Source organism: Streptomyces sp. S4.7, from assembly GCF_010384365.1.
GTDB lineage: Bacteria > Actinomycetota > Actinomycetes > Streptomycetales > Streptomycetaceae > Streptomyces.
In genome coordinates this window covers 6,060,526-6,074,673 of the sequence record NZ_CP048397.1, presented here as the reverse complement: position 1 = coordinate 6,074,673, position 14,148 = coordinate 6,060,526, and the positions used below count along the sequence as shown (strand labels likewise).

The following is a 14,148-nucleotide window of genomic DNA, read 5'->3' as shown; positions in this document are numbered from 1 at the left end:
GCAGCCCTTTCAGCGGTGCGTGCCCATGGGTCATGACGGGCGCCCCGCGCGCGGTGCGGCGACGGTCTCTCCGGCGATCGGCCTGCAGCCGAGGAGAAGGTGGCGCGGTCGGCCCTCCTCGTCGTCCAGCAACTCCAGGAGCAGCCGGACGGCTTCGCGGGCCATCTGCTCCCGCGGCGGGGTGTACCGGGTCCAGTCACGCGTGCTCTCGCTGAGGGGCGGGTCGCCGAGGAGGACGACCGAGCAGTCCTCCGGGACGCGGATCCCCGCCTCGGCGGCGGCCCGTTCGACGGCCGCGACCGCGGCATCGTCCTCGCTCGGCTCGACCAGCAGCGCGGTGATCCCGCCGGCGAGCCACTCCTGGAGCAATTCGCCGGTGACGGCCGCCGGTTCGCCCATGGCGTGGACGAGGACCTGGTCTTCGCCGATCCCGGCGTCGGCGATCCCCTGCCGGAAGCCCGCCGCGCGGTCCCGCGTGGGTTCCTGGTCGTCAGCCATCTTCAGGTACGCCAGGCGCCGGTGCCCGAGGCCGGCCAGGGATCGTACGGTGTCCCGGGTAGCCCCGACGTTGTCGGGGGCGACGTACGACAACTCCTCGCCGGGGACCTCACGTCGTCCGATGAAGACGAACGGGAAGTCCTCACGGACGAGTTCGGCCAGTTCGTTGCGGTCGATGTGGCGCCCAAGAAGGACACATCCGTCGGCGACCTTGAGCCGGTTGGCCCCACCGGCGTAGATGCTGCGGTCGCCGCGCGAGCTGGCCGAACTGAACAGGAGGAGGTCGTAGCCGTATTCGGCGGTCGCCTCTTCGACGCCGAGCAGGAACGGAAAGTAGAAGTCGCGCTGGCCGACCGGGAAGACCGGCTCGAACGTATACAGGCCAAGGAGGCGATTTCGGCCGCCCTTGAGACTGCGCGCAGCGGCGTTGACCGTGTAACCGAGGTCGGCGGCAGCCTCCAGCACGGCCTGGCGTGTGTGCGGGGCTACCTGGAAGCTCGCCGGGCCACCGCTCACCACCAGGGACACGGTCGCCTGGGAAATACCGAGGCGACGGGCGATGTCCACCTGGGTGGGGCGCCGTCGTTGTGCTGCCATGCCGGAATCCCTAATACGTATGAAGCGAGGATGGCAAGGACGCTACGTACAGATGTCCAAGGCCGTCAACGGGTCGTCGCCAACTTTTCAGAACGATCGGTTTCGGCCTCCGGCGCGGCCCGGGGCAGGTCGCTGAAATACCGCGCGTGGAAACGCCGGGCGGCGAACAACCCGCCTGTCTCTCCGGGACACCGGCCACCGAAGAACGTGCGACTCGGCGGACCAGGAGACAGGCGCTCGTACGGCAGTTCCGGGCCTTGCCGTTGAACACGGTGTGCTCGGCCTCGGCGACCTCCGCGTCGCAGATCCCGTTTCTCGTCCTTGCCGAAGACGGACATTGACAACGCGGGATGCGAGGGCCACGATCAACCTCGCCGAGCGGCACGGCACGGCACGCCCCGCGCCTCTGTGCCTCTGTGCCTCTGTGCCTCAGCCAAGCGCTACGTGGCGGGATACGGCGAGGCCGCCACGAAAGCCGGGCGCGGCACGGAAGTTGCCGGGGCCGAGCGGTCATGCGGCGAGGAGGTCAGCACCGTGTGGCCGGAGGGCCGCACTGCAACGATCCGGTGCGTCCGCGCCCGGAGCCCGGTTGCGGGTGCCGCATGTCGCGGTACCACGTCCCGGTCCTGGAGGTCAGGGCTGGTGGCGACGTACTCCACGGAGGGCTGCCGCCCGGGATCGTGGCGATGTGCCACCGGCAGAGCACCCATGCCGCCGGGAAAACTGCTGGAGGTGGTCCGCTTCATGGAAGTGCCGAACGAGAGCCGGTCGAGTGGACGGGCGGTGCGCGTGTGAAGCATGAGCGGAGGCGTGAGATCCGTGCCGACGACCCTGCTCTGCTGTGGGCCGGCGCGATCGAGGTGGAGCACACGTCCGGCTTCTCCCGCCCGTGGCGCCTGCCCCACAGCCGGATCTCCCTCTTCCCCGGGGACATGTTGCGCAGGCGCGCGGCGATGGCGGCGGGGATACGGATCGTGCTCGGCACGGACAGCACACACTTCTCCGGCCGGTTCTCCCCGGTGGGTGGGGACGAACTCTCCCCGGTCGACCTGCTCGTGGACGGCGAGCCCGTCCGCACCCGGACGCTGACGGCAGAGGGATCCTTCCGCTTCGACGGACTCCCGGCCGGCGACAGAACCCTTGAGCTGTGGCTGCCGCAGTTCGGCGAATCGCGCCTGCGCGGGCTGTCCGTCGATGCCCACGCCCGGGTCTGGCGAGCCGAGCCACCCAGCCGGCCCGCGCTGGTCGTGTACGGCAGTTCCATCACCCATGGCAGGCAGGCGGCCTCACCCACCCGCACCTGGCCCGCGCTCACGGCCCGGGCCCTCGGGTACGACCTGACCTGCCTCGGCTACGCCGGCGAGTGCCACCTCGACCCGATGGTTGCCCGCCTCGTCCGCGACCGGCCTGCCGACCTCATCGTGACCTGCCTCGGCATCAACGTCCGCAGCCAGGGCACGTTCACCGAGCGCTCCTTCCTGCCGGCCGTGCTGGGCTTCCTCAGCTCCGTCCGCGACGGCCACCCCGGCGTGCCTCTCGCCGTCATCTCCCCGATCGTCTCCCCGTCCAAGGAGAACACCACGGGCCCGGGCGGCATGACTCTGGCCCAGATCCGCCGCGCCGTCGGCGAGGCCGTGACCCTGTTGGGCGAGCACGGGGACACCGACCTCCATCTCATCGACGGCCCGGACATCCTCGGCCAACCGGACGCCGGTCTTCTGACCGACGGCGTCCACCCCGGTCCGGAAGGCCACGAGCTGATGGCGCGCCGGCTGGCCCCTGAACTGAAGAACCTGATGGCCCACCATTGACGTCCCTGTTCGCGGTCGCGGTCGCGGTCGCGGTCCCGGGCGCGATGCGACGCTCAGCGGGTCAGGGCGACGCGGAAGCCGGTGTTGCCGCTGGAGCTGTCGGGGGTGTTGCCCATCCGGGCGGACGTGCGGTAGCGCAGGCAGTACGACTCGTGGCACAGGTGGGAGCCGCCCTTGAGCACCCGCGCCTCGCCGAACTTCGGCCCCGTCGGGTTCTGCCGCGAGCCCTGACGGTGAAAGCGCGGGTTGAACCAGTCGCCGCACCACTCCCATACGTTGCCCGTGGTGTTGTACAGGCCGTACGCGTTCGGCGCGAAGGCGTCCACCGGGCAGGTGCCGCGGTAGCCATCGGCCGCGGTGTTGTGACCGGGGAAGCGCCCCCGGAAGATGTTCATCCGGTACTCGCCCCCGGGATCGCGCTCGGCGCCCCACGGATACGGCTGCCGGACCAGCCCGCCCCGCGCGGCGTACTCCCACTCCGCCTCGGTCGGCAGCCTCGCGCCCGCCCAGCGGCAGTAGGCGAGCGCGTCGTGATGTGAGACGTGCACAACCGGGTGGTCCCACCGGCCGCGCAGGCCGGAGCCGGGGCCTTCCGGGTGGCGCCAGTCGGCCCGGTGCACCTGACGCCACCAAGGGGTGGCCATCGGGGAGCGCGTGGGCGGGAAGCTCTTCGGGAGGAAACCCTCGAAGACGAAGGACCAGCCGTACCGCTCGGCGCCAGTGACGTACCCGGTCGCCTCGGCGAAGGCCGCGAACTCCTCGTTGCTGACCGCCCCGGCGCTGATCGTGAACGCGTCGAGCGTCACCTCACGCACCGGGCCCTCACCATCCGCCGGGTACGGTCCGTGGTCGTAGCCCATCAGGAACGTACCGCCGGGCAGCTCCCGCCAGCCGCGGAGGGGCTCCCGCCCAGGGGCAGCGGACCGCGATGGCTCCGCGGCCGGAGCTTCCACCAGTCTCGAAGTCTCCCGCTGCGGCGCACAGCAGGCCGGCCTCGGCTGCGGTTCTGCGGTCGTCATATGCCCTCCTGCGATGCGTATCCGGTACGGGCCGAACACCCGGGACCCACCCGCCAGACAGTACGGCGACCGGCCCGACTATCAAGTTGGCACCCACCCGACGGCGGTCCCAGGAATTTCCCACCTCAGCGGCGCCGATCACCAGCCGACCGGCGCGCTGCGGTGTGATGTCGTTGATGCCGAGCGTAGATGTCAGGTGCCCCCCGATGTGAACTACCGACGGGTCGGTGAGGTCATCCGTCTTGGTCACGAGGACGCTAAGGGTCAGCACGGCCGATTGTGGTCATCACAGTGGCTGTACTTCAGTGCTGTACTGCAACGACTTCGGAGTCCTGCGGTCCCAGCATCAAGTGAACGGCTGCCTGGGCGGCGGTGTCAGAAGAGATCCAATAGTTCCGTCAGAGAGGTGATGGACGGCACGTCCGAGACGGCCGAGCCGCGACACACCGCACGTCCCGCACAGCCGAGTCCGATGGCCACAGCCAACCGCACTCCCCGCCGGCTCAGCTCCTCCAGGGTCTCTTCGACCTCCGGTACGTCTCCAGGAACATTGACGGCGGGACCTCGCGTCGCAAGTCGGCCAGCAGCCGCGAGGTCGCGTCCACACCGAGATGACGGAGCACCACCCGGTGGTAATCGTCGTAGTCGGGTGTCGATGGCGAGGCGGCAAAGAAGTCGTCGCCCGCATCGATTGCCGCGGGGAACTGCTGCGGTGTGATGGACGGGGCGTGAACGAGGACGGACTGCTCGAAGTCGGCTGGCGGGTTCCAACGGCCGCCGATCGGCCGCATCAGAACGCCGCCTGAGTCGAAGAGAACAGCACGGAGAGTCGTGGGAGAAGCTGGTCGAGTCGTCACCCGCCCAGTGTGGTGAGCCGAAGCGCCGTCGGCGGCGACGCGGTCCACCGACGGGGTCTTGTTTGCGAGCTGCCGTAACAGCCGGTGCCCTGGACGGCCTGGTCGTCCGTCATGATCAGGACGATGTTGGGCGTCTCGGGGGCGCGTCGGGTCGGGGCCCGGTCATGACGCCAGTCTGCCGATGGTCTTGCCGTGCAGCGGCGAGGTCACCGCGCCGTTCAGCAGCGGGTCCTTCGTCTCCCGCATCCAGGCGTACAGCCGCGCCGACAGGTCCGCCACCGTCTCGGCCTGGTCCGGGTCGTCGGCGAGGTCGCTCAGCTCGTCCGGGTCCGTGCGCAGGTCGTAGAGTTCCAGCGCGGGATGGTACACCTGGGCGCCCGAGAGCTGCACGAGTGGGGTACAGCGGCGGTGCCAGGACTGGCTCGGGTCCATGAAGGCATAGGCGGAGCTGAAGTTGGCGACGAGCTTATGCGTCCCCGTGCGCACGCAGCGCCGCGGGTCGTAGTAGTCGTGATATGTCATCTCACCGTGGATCTCGGTGCGGGCTTGGTACGGAGCGCCATCCAGCAGCGGCAGGAAGCTCCGGCCCTGGACCGCGTCGTCCACGGGCAGAGAGAGCAGGGCGGAGAGCGTCGGTAGCACATCGATGTTCGACAGCAGCGCGTCCTCCACCCGACCGCCGGACCAGCCGCGGTCCGGATAGCGCACCAGGAACGCCACCTCTAGCCCCGGGTCGTACAGCGAGCACTTGGCCCGGGGGAGTGCAAGGCCGTGGTCGGTGGTGAAGACGACGAGTGTCTCTTCGGCTATGCCTAGCTCCTCCAGGCGGTCCAGGATCCGGCCGGCCGCCGCGTCCATATGACCGACCGCGCCGCGGTGACCAGGCCGGCCTCTACGGTCAGGGTCTCAGCCTCACGCCGGTATCCGCACGCTTCGCACAGCCCGGCCGCCTGCGACTGCCCGCAGTCCTCGCACGGCCGGGCCTGCCGGACCGCGTCAGCAGCGGCCATGGCCTGGCGCTCGACATCCGCCCGCTCCTGGGCGGCCGCGCGGGCCGCGATACGGCGGGCCTGCTTCTCGGCGGCCTGCTCGCGGCGCCGCACGAAGTCCTCCGCCTCGCAGGCGGCCTGCTCACGGAGGCGGTTCTCGATGGTCTGGCGGCGCTTGTCGTCACCGAGGCCGGGCATCTCCCAGTCGACCTCTGCCGTGATCCGGACACGGCTGCTGCGGCGGATGTGGATCACGTTGCCGCAGTTGTACGCACTTGCTGCCGGTGTCCAAGCGGATCCCGTCGTCGCATCTGGTGTCCGAGCATGCCTGCCTCTGCACCATGCCGCGACGGGTCAGCCAGCCGAACGGGCTGCTGATCGGGGCCTCGCCCCCAGTCGCCTTCAGCCGGTCGGCCAGCAACTGCGGTGCGGTCGCCGGGGGCATCAGCATCACAACGCCATGGCCTGGGCCGAAGCTGGACAGGCGCGCGTACCGTGGCGGTCGCCCCATCAAGGCGACCGCCACGGTACGCGCGCCTGCTGCCCCACCCTGAATAAAGCCGAGAGGGCGTCCATCAGGAGTGGGGGCCTCTGGGACTTTTCTGGGACTTTCGGCCCCATCAACCGGCACGAACCTGAAACAGCTGAAAGGCTATTCGCGCAGGTCAGCGGTGTCAGCCACTCATCGCAGCAGGTCACCGCGTTCGCTGGTCTCTTCCGGGACATCTGATGTGCGGATGCCGCCGCACCCCTTCCGACCTGCTACTTTACCGGTCGGGGAGGGGTGCGGCGGCATCTCTGGGACTTCTTCCGGGACCTTGGGCCGCCTCGGGGGCAGGACACCGCCCTGGGTTCGCGACAGGTGTTCAGGCTGCCTGGAGCAGTTCGGCGCGGCCGAACAGAAGGGCGTAGCCGGAGGGGAGCCGTGCGAGGACGCGGTCGCGGAGATCGTCTCCCGCGAGGTGGGCGACCAGGGCCAGGACCGTGCCCACGTCCCAGCGGGCGGTGGCGGGTGTGCCCCCGGTACGCGTGGCCAGGTCCTTGACGAAGCCCCAGCCGGTGAGCGGTTCGGCGGCGGGCGGCTCGGCCATCAGGATGCGCGCCGCTTCGACGGGCAGGCTCGCGGCCACTTCGCCGCGCTCGTCAGCACTGAGCTGCCCGCCGAATGCCGCCAGTACGACACGTACTGTCCGCTCGGCCCGTTCCCTGGTGGGGTACGCGCCGTCGTACCGCACTCGTTCGAGCATCTGGTCGTACGTCATGGCCGGTGCCGACGTCGGTACCTCTGCCTGGGGGTGCATCGGGCGGATGCCTTTCTTCATCGGTGAGTTGGTGGCGGAGACGGTGGTGAGCGTGGTCAGGAGCGGAGCTCCTTGTGCCGTGCTCCCGCGCCGACGGTGATCTTGCGGGACTTGGCACGTTCGGCGACGGGGATCCGAAGGGTGAGGACACCGGCGTCGTAGTCCGCCTCGATGCGTTCCGTGTCGAGCGTGTCGGCCAGCACGACCTTGCGGGAGAAGGCCCCCAGGGGCCGCTCGGAGAGGTCCATGCGTGCCTGGTCGGAGTTGGCGACGGGCCGCCGCTCGGCCTTGACGGTCAGCATGTTCCGCTCCACGTCGATGTCGATCGCCTCGGGCGAGACACCGGGCAGGTCCAGCGCGATCACATAGACGTCGCCGTCCCGGTAGGCGTCCATCGGCATCGCGGACGGCCTGGACCAGGTACCGGTCGCGCCCAGGAACTGCTGGGAGAGACGGTCGAGTTCACGGAACGATTCGGTGCGCATCAACATCACGGAACACCTCCAGTTGGTTCGGGCAGAAACTGCCAATGCGCTGCGGCTGCCACTGTTGTAACATGTCATCGAAACGATGACAACTGCGATGTCGTCGAAAGGGTGACATGACGAAGGAGTGACCGTGCCCGCAGCAGACCAGCCCTCCCCACGCCCCCGGTCCACCCCCACCCCGGCCACGTTCCTCGCCGCGTCGGCGGCCCTGAACGCGATCGACGAAGCCGTACAGACCGCACAGACCCCCGAAGGCCCACCGGGGGAGAACGCCGGCGCCAGCAGCGAACAGGCGCTGGCCGCGCTGCTCCTGCTCCGTGAGGTACGCGAACGTCTCGCCGCCTGGGAACCCGGCCTGATCGAAGCCGCGCGGGAGGCCGGGGCCAGCTGGGCCGATCTCGCCGGCCCTCTCGGCGTCGCGAGCCGCCAAGCGGCCGAACGCCGCTATCTGCGCGTACGGCCCGGTGCTCCGGGCGCTACGGGAGAGCAACGCGTGCAGGCCACCCGCGACCGCCGGGCCGGCGACCGCAGCGTCAGCCACTGGGCCCGCGACAACTCCTCCGACCTGCGACAGCTCGCCGGCCAGATCACCGCCCTCACCGGACTCCCCCCGCACGCCCGGGCACGACTGACCCTCCTCGCCACCGCCCTCGCCGACAACGACCCGGCCGCCCTCGTGGCCCCCCTCACGGCGGCCCGGCCCCACCTCGAAACAAGCCACCCCGACCTGGCCGACCGCGTCGACGCCATCACGCGCCACACCGACCACCTCCGCCACGACAACACCAGGTGAGCCGCCCGCGGGGCGGGTGAGGAGCCCGAAACCGAGAGCCCGGGGCCGGCACTCAGTCGTCGTCCGCGGGGTTGCCCCGGTGGCGCGCCCAGAGCGGGGCCACGAACCAGCAGAGCAGGAACCAGGCGGCCAACGCACCGACCAGCGCCGCGGCCCAGGGGTCCTGGACCGCCAGCCGCAGCACCAGGAGCAGCGACGATGCCATGGTGCACAGGAGGAGGAGTCCGAGCACGGTCAGGCGGGAGGCCAGGATCACCGTCTCCGGCTTGAGCCGTCGGCCCGCGAGAAGGCGATGCGGCGCCACCGGTCCCACCAGGGCCCCGACGGTGGCAGCGCCCAGGACCACGGTCACGGTGCAGATGTGCCGGTCGGTGTCCGAGAGGTCGGTGAAGCGCTGCTGGAAGACGACGGTGAGCAGGAATCCGAAAAGGATCAGGACCCCTGTCTGGGCGACCCTCAACTCCTGGAGCAGATCGGCCCAGCGCCGGTCGGCGCGCTCCTCCGGGGTCTCGTCACCCCGCCCGCGATCATGTGCGCCGGTTCGCCCTCGCCCCGCAACGCTCTCGTCGCTCTCGTGATCAGGCATGCCGTTTCACCTCCCGGCGCGGTCGGGTCCGGCACCGCTCCGCGCCCACGTCGAAGGATGCGGTTGGCGGAGCACCCCACGCGGGAGCCGCGCCGGGTGAGCTCCGGGAAGCGGCGGTCGGCGGCAGGTGGGTCGGTCGGTCGACAGGTGGCCTGAAGACGGCCTTGGTGACGCCGGATGCGATGAGAGAATGCCACTTGTCAGGGACATGCCGCTATTACCCGGTACGTCTCACCCGGTTCCCGACTCCTCGCTGGAGGAAGACGTGAGCACCGAGCGCACCAACCCCCTCAGACGAACCGTTCAACGCTGCCGGCGGCCCGCGACCGCCCTGGCCGTGCTCGCTCTGTCGGCCGCACTGGGGCCGGTCGGCCCACAGGCGGCGCAGGCCCAGCCGCGGACGTTCGGCGCCACCGAGCTCGCAGCCGCGGGCGACGCCGTCCGGAACGCCGACATCGCCGGCACGGCCTGGGGCGTCGACCCGGCGACCGGCACCGTTGTGGTCACGGTGGACGAGCGCGTGTCGGCCGCCGACATGGCGGAGCTGCGCAACAGCGCGGGCGCGCGGGCCAACGCCTTGACCTTCGAGCGCACCGCCGGCATCTTCCGGCCTCATCTCCAGGGCGGCGAGCCGGTCTGGGGCAACGCCGCCCGCTGCACCGCCGGCTTCAACGTACGGGCCGGCGGCGGCGACTACTTCGTGACCGCGGGCCACTGCACCCAGAGCGTCTCCACCTGGTACACGAACTCATCGTTCACCACGCCCGTCGGCCCGACCGCGGGAAGCAGCTTCCCGGGCAACGACTACGGCATCGTCCGATACGCCAATCCCGCGGTGCCCCGGCCCGGAACGGTCAACTGCAACGGCACGATCATCGACATCACCGGCCCTGCGAACCCCGCCAACGGCCAGACGGTCTCGCTGGCCGGCAGCACCACCGGCTGCCACAGCGGCGGCATCACCGGTCTCAACGTGACCGTCAACTACGGCGGGAACGTGATCGTCAGCGGACTCATCCGCACCGCCCTCTGCTCCGAGCCGGGCGACAGCGGCGCCCCGGTGTTCATCCTCACCGGGGACGGCACGACAGGGCTGGCCGTCGGGGTGCTCTCGGGCGGCTCCGGCAACTGCACCTCGGGCGGCACATCCTTCGTCCAGCCGATCAACGAGATCCTCACCGCCTACGGCGCCGTCCTCACCTGATCCGACCTCGCCCGGCGAGCACCGGTCGCAGGGGCCGGACCCGGCCCTTCGTACCGGCGCGGACGGTTCGCCGTGAGCCCGCCGGAGGTACGTACGAACGTCGGCACCCGGACCACCACCAGGTTCTGGGTGCCGACGTCAGGTGAGGAACTGTGCGGACCAACCCGTTCAGGACGACCCGCTACGCGGCCGGCGGAGCGTGATCATCAGGAAACCGGCCGCCGTGAGCGCGACCCCGAGCACGAGAGTCGTGAGGGCCCCGATCTGGATGGCTTCCCAGCCGGCGCTGGTCGTGCGCCGGCATCCCGTCGATTCGCACTCCCACGTCACCAACCTCCCGTCCGCAACCCACGCGACGGCCAGACCGAGACCGAACAGCGGTATCCCGGACCAGAACATCCTGCGAGCCGCGAGCACAACCCCGCGCGAGTGTGTATCGCCGATGGGACCACGATCCCAACCGCCGGGGCCCGCGGGCAAGGCGCAGGTCGGCAACAAGGCGCGGGCGCGCTCCTGATCGTGCGCCGCCGGCGGGCCTGAACCCGAGCTGCCGATGCAGCCGACCCGGGAACACCGCACGCCGACCGGGCGCCCTGAGGGCGCCCGCCCCGCTCTTTCACTCTCCGCTCTGCCGGAGGCACGTTCCGTACGCCATAGTGGAACAAGGGAGTCAAATAGGGGGGATCTCTCATGATCGAGCAGGCGTCCGTTCAAACCGCCGACCTGACCGCACCGACGATCCAGGACATCAGAACTCGAATATCGCAGGCGGTGGATGCGACGGCGGGCCCCGTCCTCGATCGCCTCAAGTTCTGGTTGCAGATGCCGACCGATTCCATGTTCCTGGGAATGATGGACAACGACTGCCAGGTGCGCGCTCAAAGGGTCGGCGCTCAGTTGAGCCCTGGGGCAGGGGGACCGTACGGATCCTCGGATCTCTCGGTGCCGTTGGAGATCGAAGGCAGATGGGCCGCTGTCGACGAAGCCGTGAAGGGCGACCGTGCCGTGATCATCAAGGGTTCGACCGGACACGTGGGCGGGGGCGAGAGCAAGTTCAACAACCAGCTCAACACCGGTTTTCATGTGATCGTCTTCTTGGCCGTCGGGCAGGAGCCCGCCGGTCGCCGCTACTATCTGGGCTTCGACCCGGACGTCAGCGCCACGGCGGAGTCCCGGGCGAAGTGGAAACCGTTGGTCCTCGGTGGCACCGAGGCGAGGGCGCAGAGGTTCGATGACGCGAAGAGCGTCCAGGTCGTCAAGGCCATGATCCTCGGCGACGCGCAGGACGCATTCGGCCCGCTGGTCCGCAAGTACTACGTCGAGACGGACAAGGCCTTCCCCAAGATCGTTCACGCCTGAGCGCGCTCCGGGCGGTGACCTGACTCCCGGGCGACCGCGAAGAGGTACCGAGCCGGGATCGGCGAACTCCGCGGCAGGAAGGTCCTGGACGTCGACGGCCAAGTCGGCCCCAGGACCCGGCCGCACCTGCGCGACGTATACAAGTGCCGGCCGCCACGGGACGGGAGGGCGACATTGGCCCGGACGCGGCGGTCGCCCCGGCAGAGAGGTTCCTGCCGAGGCGACCGGACAGCGCTCCGTGGTTCGCGGTGACGTGATACCGGTCCGGGACACGGCGACCGTGTCCCGGACCGGCGGCTCATCAGTGGAACCAGCGGTTGCGGTTGACGACCGGGAGCCGTTCCCACAGCGCGCTCAGCCCCCAGGTCCGGCCGGCGTAGGCGACGGCGAGCACGATCAGGACCACGGCGTACACGATGTGGTAGTCGAGCAGGGGGTTGCTCGACATGCTGGGCGCACCGTCGGACAGGTGTCTGGCGGGCGGCCACTCCGCGAGCCACATCAGGCTCATCATCAGCGTGCCCGCCGCCGCGGCGAACCGCAGTGCGAACCCCGCGACCAGGGCCACGCCGATCGAGAGGAGGCCGAGCATGAACAGCCAGTCCACCCAGCCCTGGCCTGCCCATGTGTGGAAGGTGGACTCGAACGGGCCTGCGGAGACGCCGCTCAGGAATCCCTTGGTCGGTGAGCCTCCGTCGGTCCAGGCCGCGCCGCCGGGAGTCGCGTATCCCCAGCCGAACGCCTTGTCACCGAACGCCCAGAGGAAGACCCCGCCGAGGACCAGCCGCACGACGGCCAAGGTCCTCGCGAGGAGGACACCGGTTTCGGTCCGGGCGGCGTCCGCGGTGCCCGGGGCCGGCCGCGTGTGTCCGGGCCGTGAGGTCACGGGCCGGTGCGAACCCTCGTGAACTGCCATGGTGTTGACCCCTTCGGGACGGTGGATACGGTGTGCCTGCTGCTTGCACACTCAATATCCCGCCGTCCAGGGGCGGCTCACAGCGGCGAGCGGCCCTCATCGGAGGGCCGAACGGCCCTCACCCTCCAGGCCGTTGAGATGCCGGGGACCGGCAGTCGCCTCGGCGGTCCGGCCGGGCACCGCGACGCACCGTGTCCGGGACGCCGGAGAACGACACGGAACCGGGCGGCGTTGGTCCCGCTACCGGTGCTGGTCGCGCGCGGCCTTCGCCTCGGTGGCGAGGACGGCGGCCTGGACCCGGCGTTCGACGCCCAGTTTGGCGAGCAGCCGCGAGATGTTGTTCTTCACCGTCTTCTCCGCCAGGTAGAGGCGTTTGCCGATCTCCCGGTTCGTCAGCCCCTCTCCCACGAGCGTGAGGATTTCCCGCTCGCGCTCGGTCAGGTCCGCCAGCCCGTGCGGCTGCCGCTCGGATTCCGTCCCACCGCGCAGCCGTGCCATGACGCGTGAGGTGGTGCCGGGGTCGAGCATGGACTGCCCCGAGGCGACGGTACGGACCGCGGTGATCAGGTCGGTGCCGGTGATCTGCTTCAGGACGTAGCCCGACGCCCCGGCCATGATCGCGTCGAGCAGCGCTTCCTCGTCGTCGAACGAGGTGAGCATCAGACAGGCCAGCTCCGGCATGCGTGACCGCAGTTCCCTGCACACCGCCACCCCGTCGCCGTCACCCAGCCGTACGTCGAGCACGGCCACCCGCGGGCGCAGCGCGGGGATACGGACCAGGGCCTGCTCGGCCGTCGACGCTTCCCCCACGACCGTCAGATCGGGTTCGGCGTCGAGGAGATCGCGTACACCCCGGCGAACCACTTCATGGTCGTCCAGCAGGAAAACGCTCACCGGCACTGTCGATCCTGTGTCGCTCTCACTGTCCGTCATCGCCACTCCCCCTCGGCCCTCCGGGCTCCGTCATCATCGCCCTTCCCGTGCATCCTCGCCGCAGAGGGTGCCGAAATCCACGGCCGGCCGGGCGCTCCCTGCGATCGCGGCGTGCGGGGCCGCCGTCGCGTACCGTCCGGCAGCCCGCCGGCACCCGCGTACCTCACCACGGGATGCGAAACAGCAGCCTGGCGTGGACCGTTCGGCCCTGGCACCGGCACGGTGCCGAGGGGACGCTGGTTGTCCGGCGGGCGCGTGCGTGCCCGGACAGGGCAGGGCAAGAGCAAAGGTTGTGGATGATGAGCGAGCGGATCGCGGGGCCGTCGCCGGGCGCCGGGGACACGCGGGTGCCCCGGCTCATGGAAGCGCTGGACCGTGGTGACGCACTGAATCTCCTGCGCTCCGTCCCTCTCGGCCGCCTGGTGTTCACCCAACAGGCTCTGCCGGCGATCCGTCCGCTGAACCATCTGCTGGACGGGGAGGACATCATCGTCCGGCTGGGCGACGGTTCCGCGCTCGCGTCCCTGACCGCTCCGCGCGGCAGTCCCGGGGCCGTCGTGGCGTACGAGGCGGATGCCATCGACCTTGACCTGCACGTCGGCTGGAGCGTGGTCGTCACGGGATACGCGCGCCCCGTGGAGGACCCCGCCGACCTCGGCCGCTACCGGGATCTTCTCCGTCCATGGGTGGACCGGGCGATGACCGATGTGCTGCGCATCCGGCCCGAGCTGGTCACCGGGTTCCGGCTCACGCCTGCGGCAGGCCCCCCGACGGCCGGCTGAACTCGGACACCGGCC

14 protein-coding genes are annotated in these 14,148 nt (G+C 70.2%); 5 read left to right on the top strand and 9 right to left on the bottom strand.

All coding sequences use genetic code 11. The annotated features are described in order from the left end of the window. Positions 1–30 precede the first annotated feature (30 nt). A complete protein-coding gene (locus SSPS47_RS27090) occupies positions 31–1,095 on the bottom strand; it encodes a LacI family DNA-binding transcriptional regulator (RefSeq protein ID WP_164253232.1) in 1,065 nt (354 codons plus the stop codon). 791 nt (positions 1,096–1,886) lie between these two features. Here SSPS47_RS27090 and SSPS47_RS27085 point away from each other — a divergent pair. Further along, on the top strand, positions 1,887–2,906 hold the full coding sequence (locus SSPS47_RS27085) for an SGNH/GDSL hydrolase family protein (protein ID WP_164253231.1): 1,020 nt from the start codon (positions 1,887–1,889) through the stop codon (positions 2,904–2,906). 53 nt (positions 2,907–2,959) lie between these two features. On the opposite strand, the gene SSPS47_RS27080 is transcribed toward SSPS47_RS27085, so the two are convergent. The 5 genes from SSPS47_RS27080 to SSPS47_RS27060 form a co-directional block, all read right to left on the bottom strand. Then, positions 2,960–3,925: a formylglycine-generating enzyme family protein gene (locus tag SSPS47_RS27080; protein WP_164253230.1), complete on the bottom strand. Its 966-nt coding sequence runs from the start codon at positions 3,923–3,925 to the stop codon at positions 2,960–2,962. Between the two features lie 1,019 nt (positions 3,926–4,944). Then, a complete protein-coding gene (locus SSPS47_RS27075) occupies positions 4,945–5,640 on the bottom strand; it encodes a sulfatase/phosphatase domain-containing protein (RefSeq protein ID WP_164253229.1) in 696 nt (231 codons plus the stop codon). Then, positions 5,595–6,026, bottom strand: coding sequence for a hypothetical protein (locus tag SSPS47_RS35640; protein ID WP_239065066.1), 432 nt, complete (start codon positions 6,024–6,026; stop codon positions 5,595–5,597). The genes SSPS47_RS27075 and SSPS47_RS35640 overlap by 46 nt, the downstream gene beginning before the upstream one ends. A gap of 611 nt (positions 6,027–6,637) precedes the next feature. Then, the gene (locus SSPS47_RS27065) at positions 6,638–7,093 is read right to left on the bottom strand and encodes a DUF2267 domain-containing protein (protein ID WP_239065065.1); all 456 of its coding nucleotides are present in this window, start codon (positions 7,091–7,093) and stop codon (positions 6,638–6,640) included. 35 nt (positions 7,094–7,128) lie between these two features. Then, the gene (locus tag SSPS47_RS27060) at positions 7,129–7,563 is read right to left on the bottom strand and encodes an Hsp20/alpha crystallin family protein (protein ID WP_164253228.1); all 435 of its coding nucleotides are present in this window, start codon (positions 7,561–7,563) and stop codon (positions 7,129–7,131) included. Positions 7,564–7,690: 127 nt separating this feature from the next. On the opposite strand from SSPS47_RS27060, the gene SSPS47_RS27055 reads away from it, so the two are divergent. Beyond that, positions 7,691–8,353 carry a type III effector protein gene (locus SSPS47_RS27055; RefSeq protein WP_164253227.1) on the top strand — a complete coding sequence of 221 codons (663 nt, stop codon included), beginning with the start codon at positions 7,691–7,693 and terminating at the stop codon, positions 8,351–8,353. 52 nt (positions 8,354–8,405) lie between these two features. On the opposite strand, the gene SSPS47_RS27050 is transcribed toward SSPS47_RS27055, so the two are convergent. Continuing rightward, positions 8,406–8,939 (bottom strand): DUF6328 family protein, encoded by a 534-nt coding sequence (locus tag SSPS47_RS27050; RefSeq protein ID WP_164253226.1) that lies wholly within the window; start codon positions 8,937–8,939, stop codon positions 8,406–8,408. Positions 8,940–9,204: 265 nt separating this feature from the next. Between SSPS47_RS27050 and SSPS47_RS27045 the strand changes: the two genes are divergently transcribed. Then, positions 9,205–10,143: a S1 family peptidase gene (locus SSPS47_RS27045; RefSeq protein ID WP_164253225.1), complete on the top strand. Its 939-nt coding sequence runs from the start codon at positions 9,205–9,207 to the stop codon at positions 10,141–10,143. A gap of 690 nt (positions 10,144–10,833) precedes the next feature. Next, on the top strand, positions 10,834–11,502 hold the full coding sequence (locus SSPS47_RS27040; protein WP_164253224.1) for a hypothetical protein: 669 nt from the start codon (positions 10,834–10,836) through the stop codon (positions 11,500–11,502). A 301-nt stretch (positions 11,503–11,803) separates the two neighbouring features. Here SSPS47_RS27040 and SSPS47_RS27035 read toward each other — a convergent pair whose 3' ends face one another. Beyond that, a complete protein-coding gene (locus tag SSPS47_RS27035; RefSeq protein ID WP_164253223.1) occupies positions 11,804–12,418 on the bottom strand; it encodes a DoxX family protein in 615 nt (204 codons plus the stop codon). Between the two features lie 240 nt (positions 12,419–12,658). Next, on the bottom strand, positions 12,659–13,351 hold the full coding sequence (locus SSPS47_RS27030; protein WP_164253222.1) for a response regulator transcription factor: 693 nt from the start codon (positions 13,349–13,351) through the stop codon (positions 12,659–12,661). A 299-nt stretch (positions 13,352–13,650) separates the two neighbouring features. On the opposite strand from SSPS47_RS27030, the gene SSPS47_RS27025 reads away from it, so the two are divergent. Continuing rightward, positions 13,651–14,133 carry a pyridoxamine 5'-phosphate oxidase family protein gene (locus SSPS47_RS27025; RefSeq protein ID WP_164253221.1) on the top strand — a complete coding sequence of 161 codons (483 nt, stop codon included), beginning with the start codon at positions 13,651–13,653 and terminating at the stop codon, positions 14,131–14,133. The last annotated feature ends 15 nt before the right edge of the window (positions 14,134–14,148 follow it).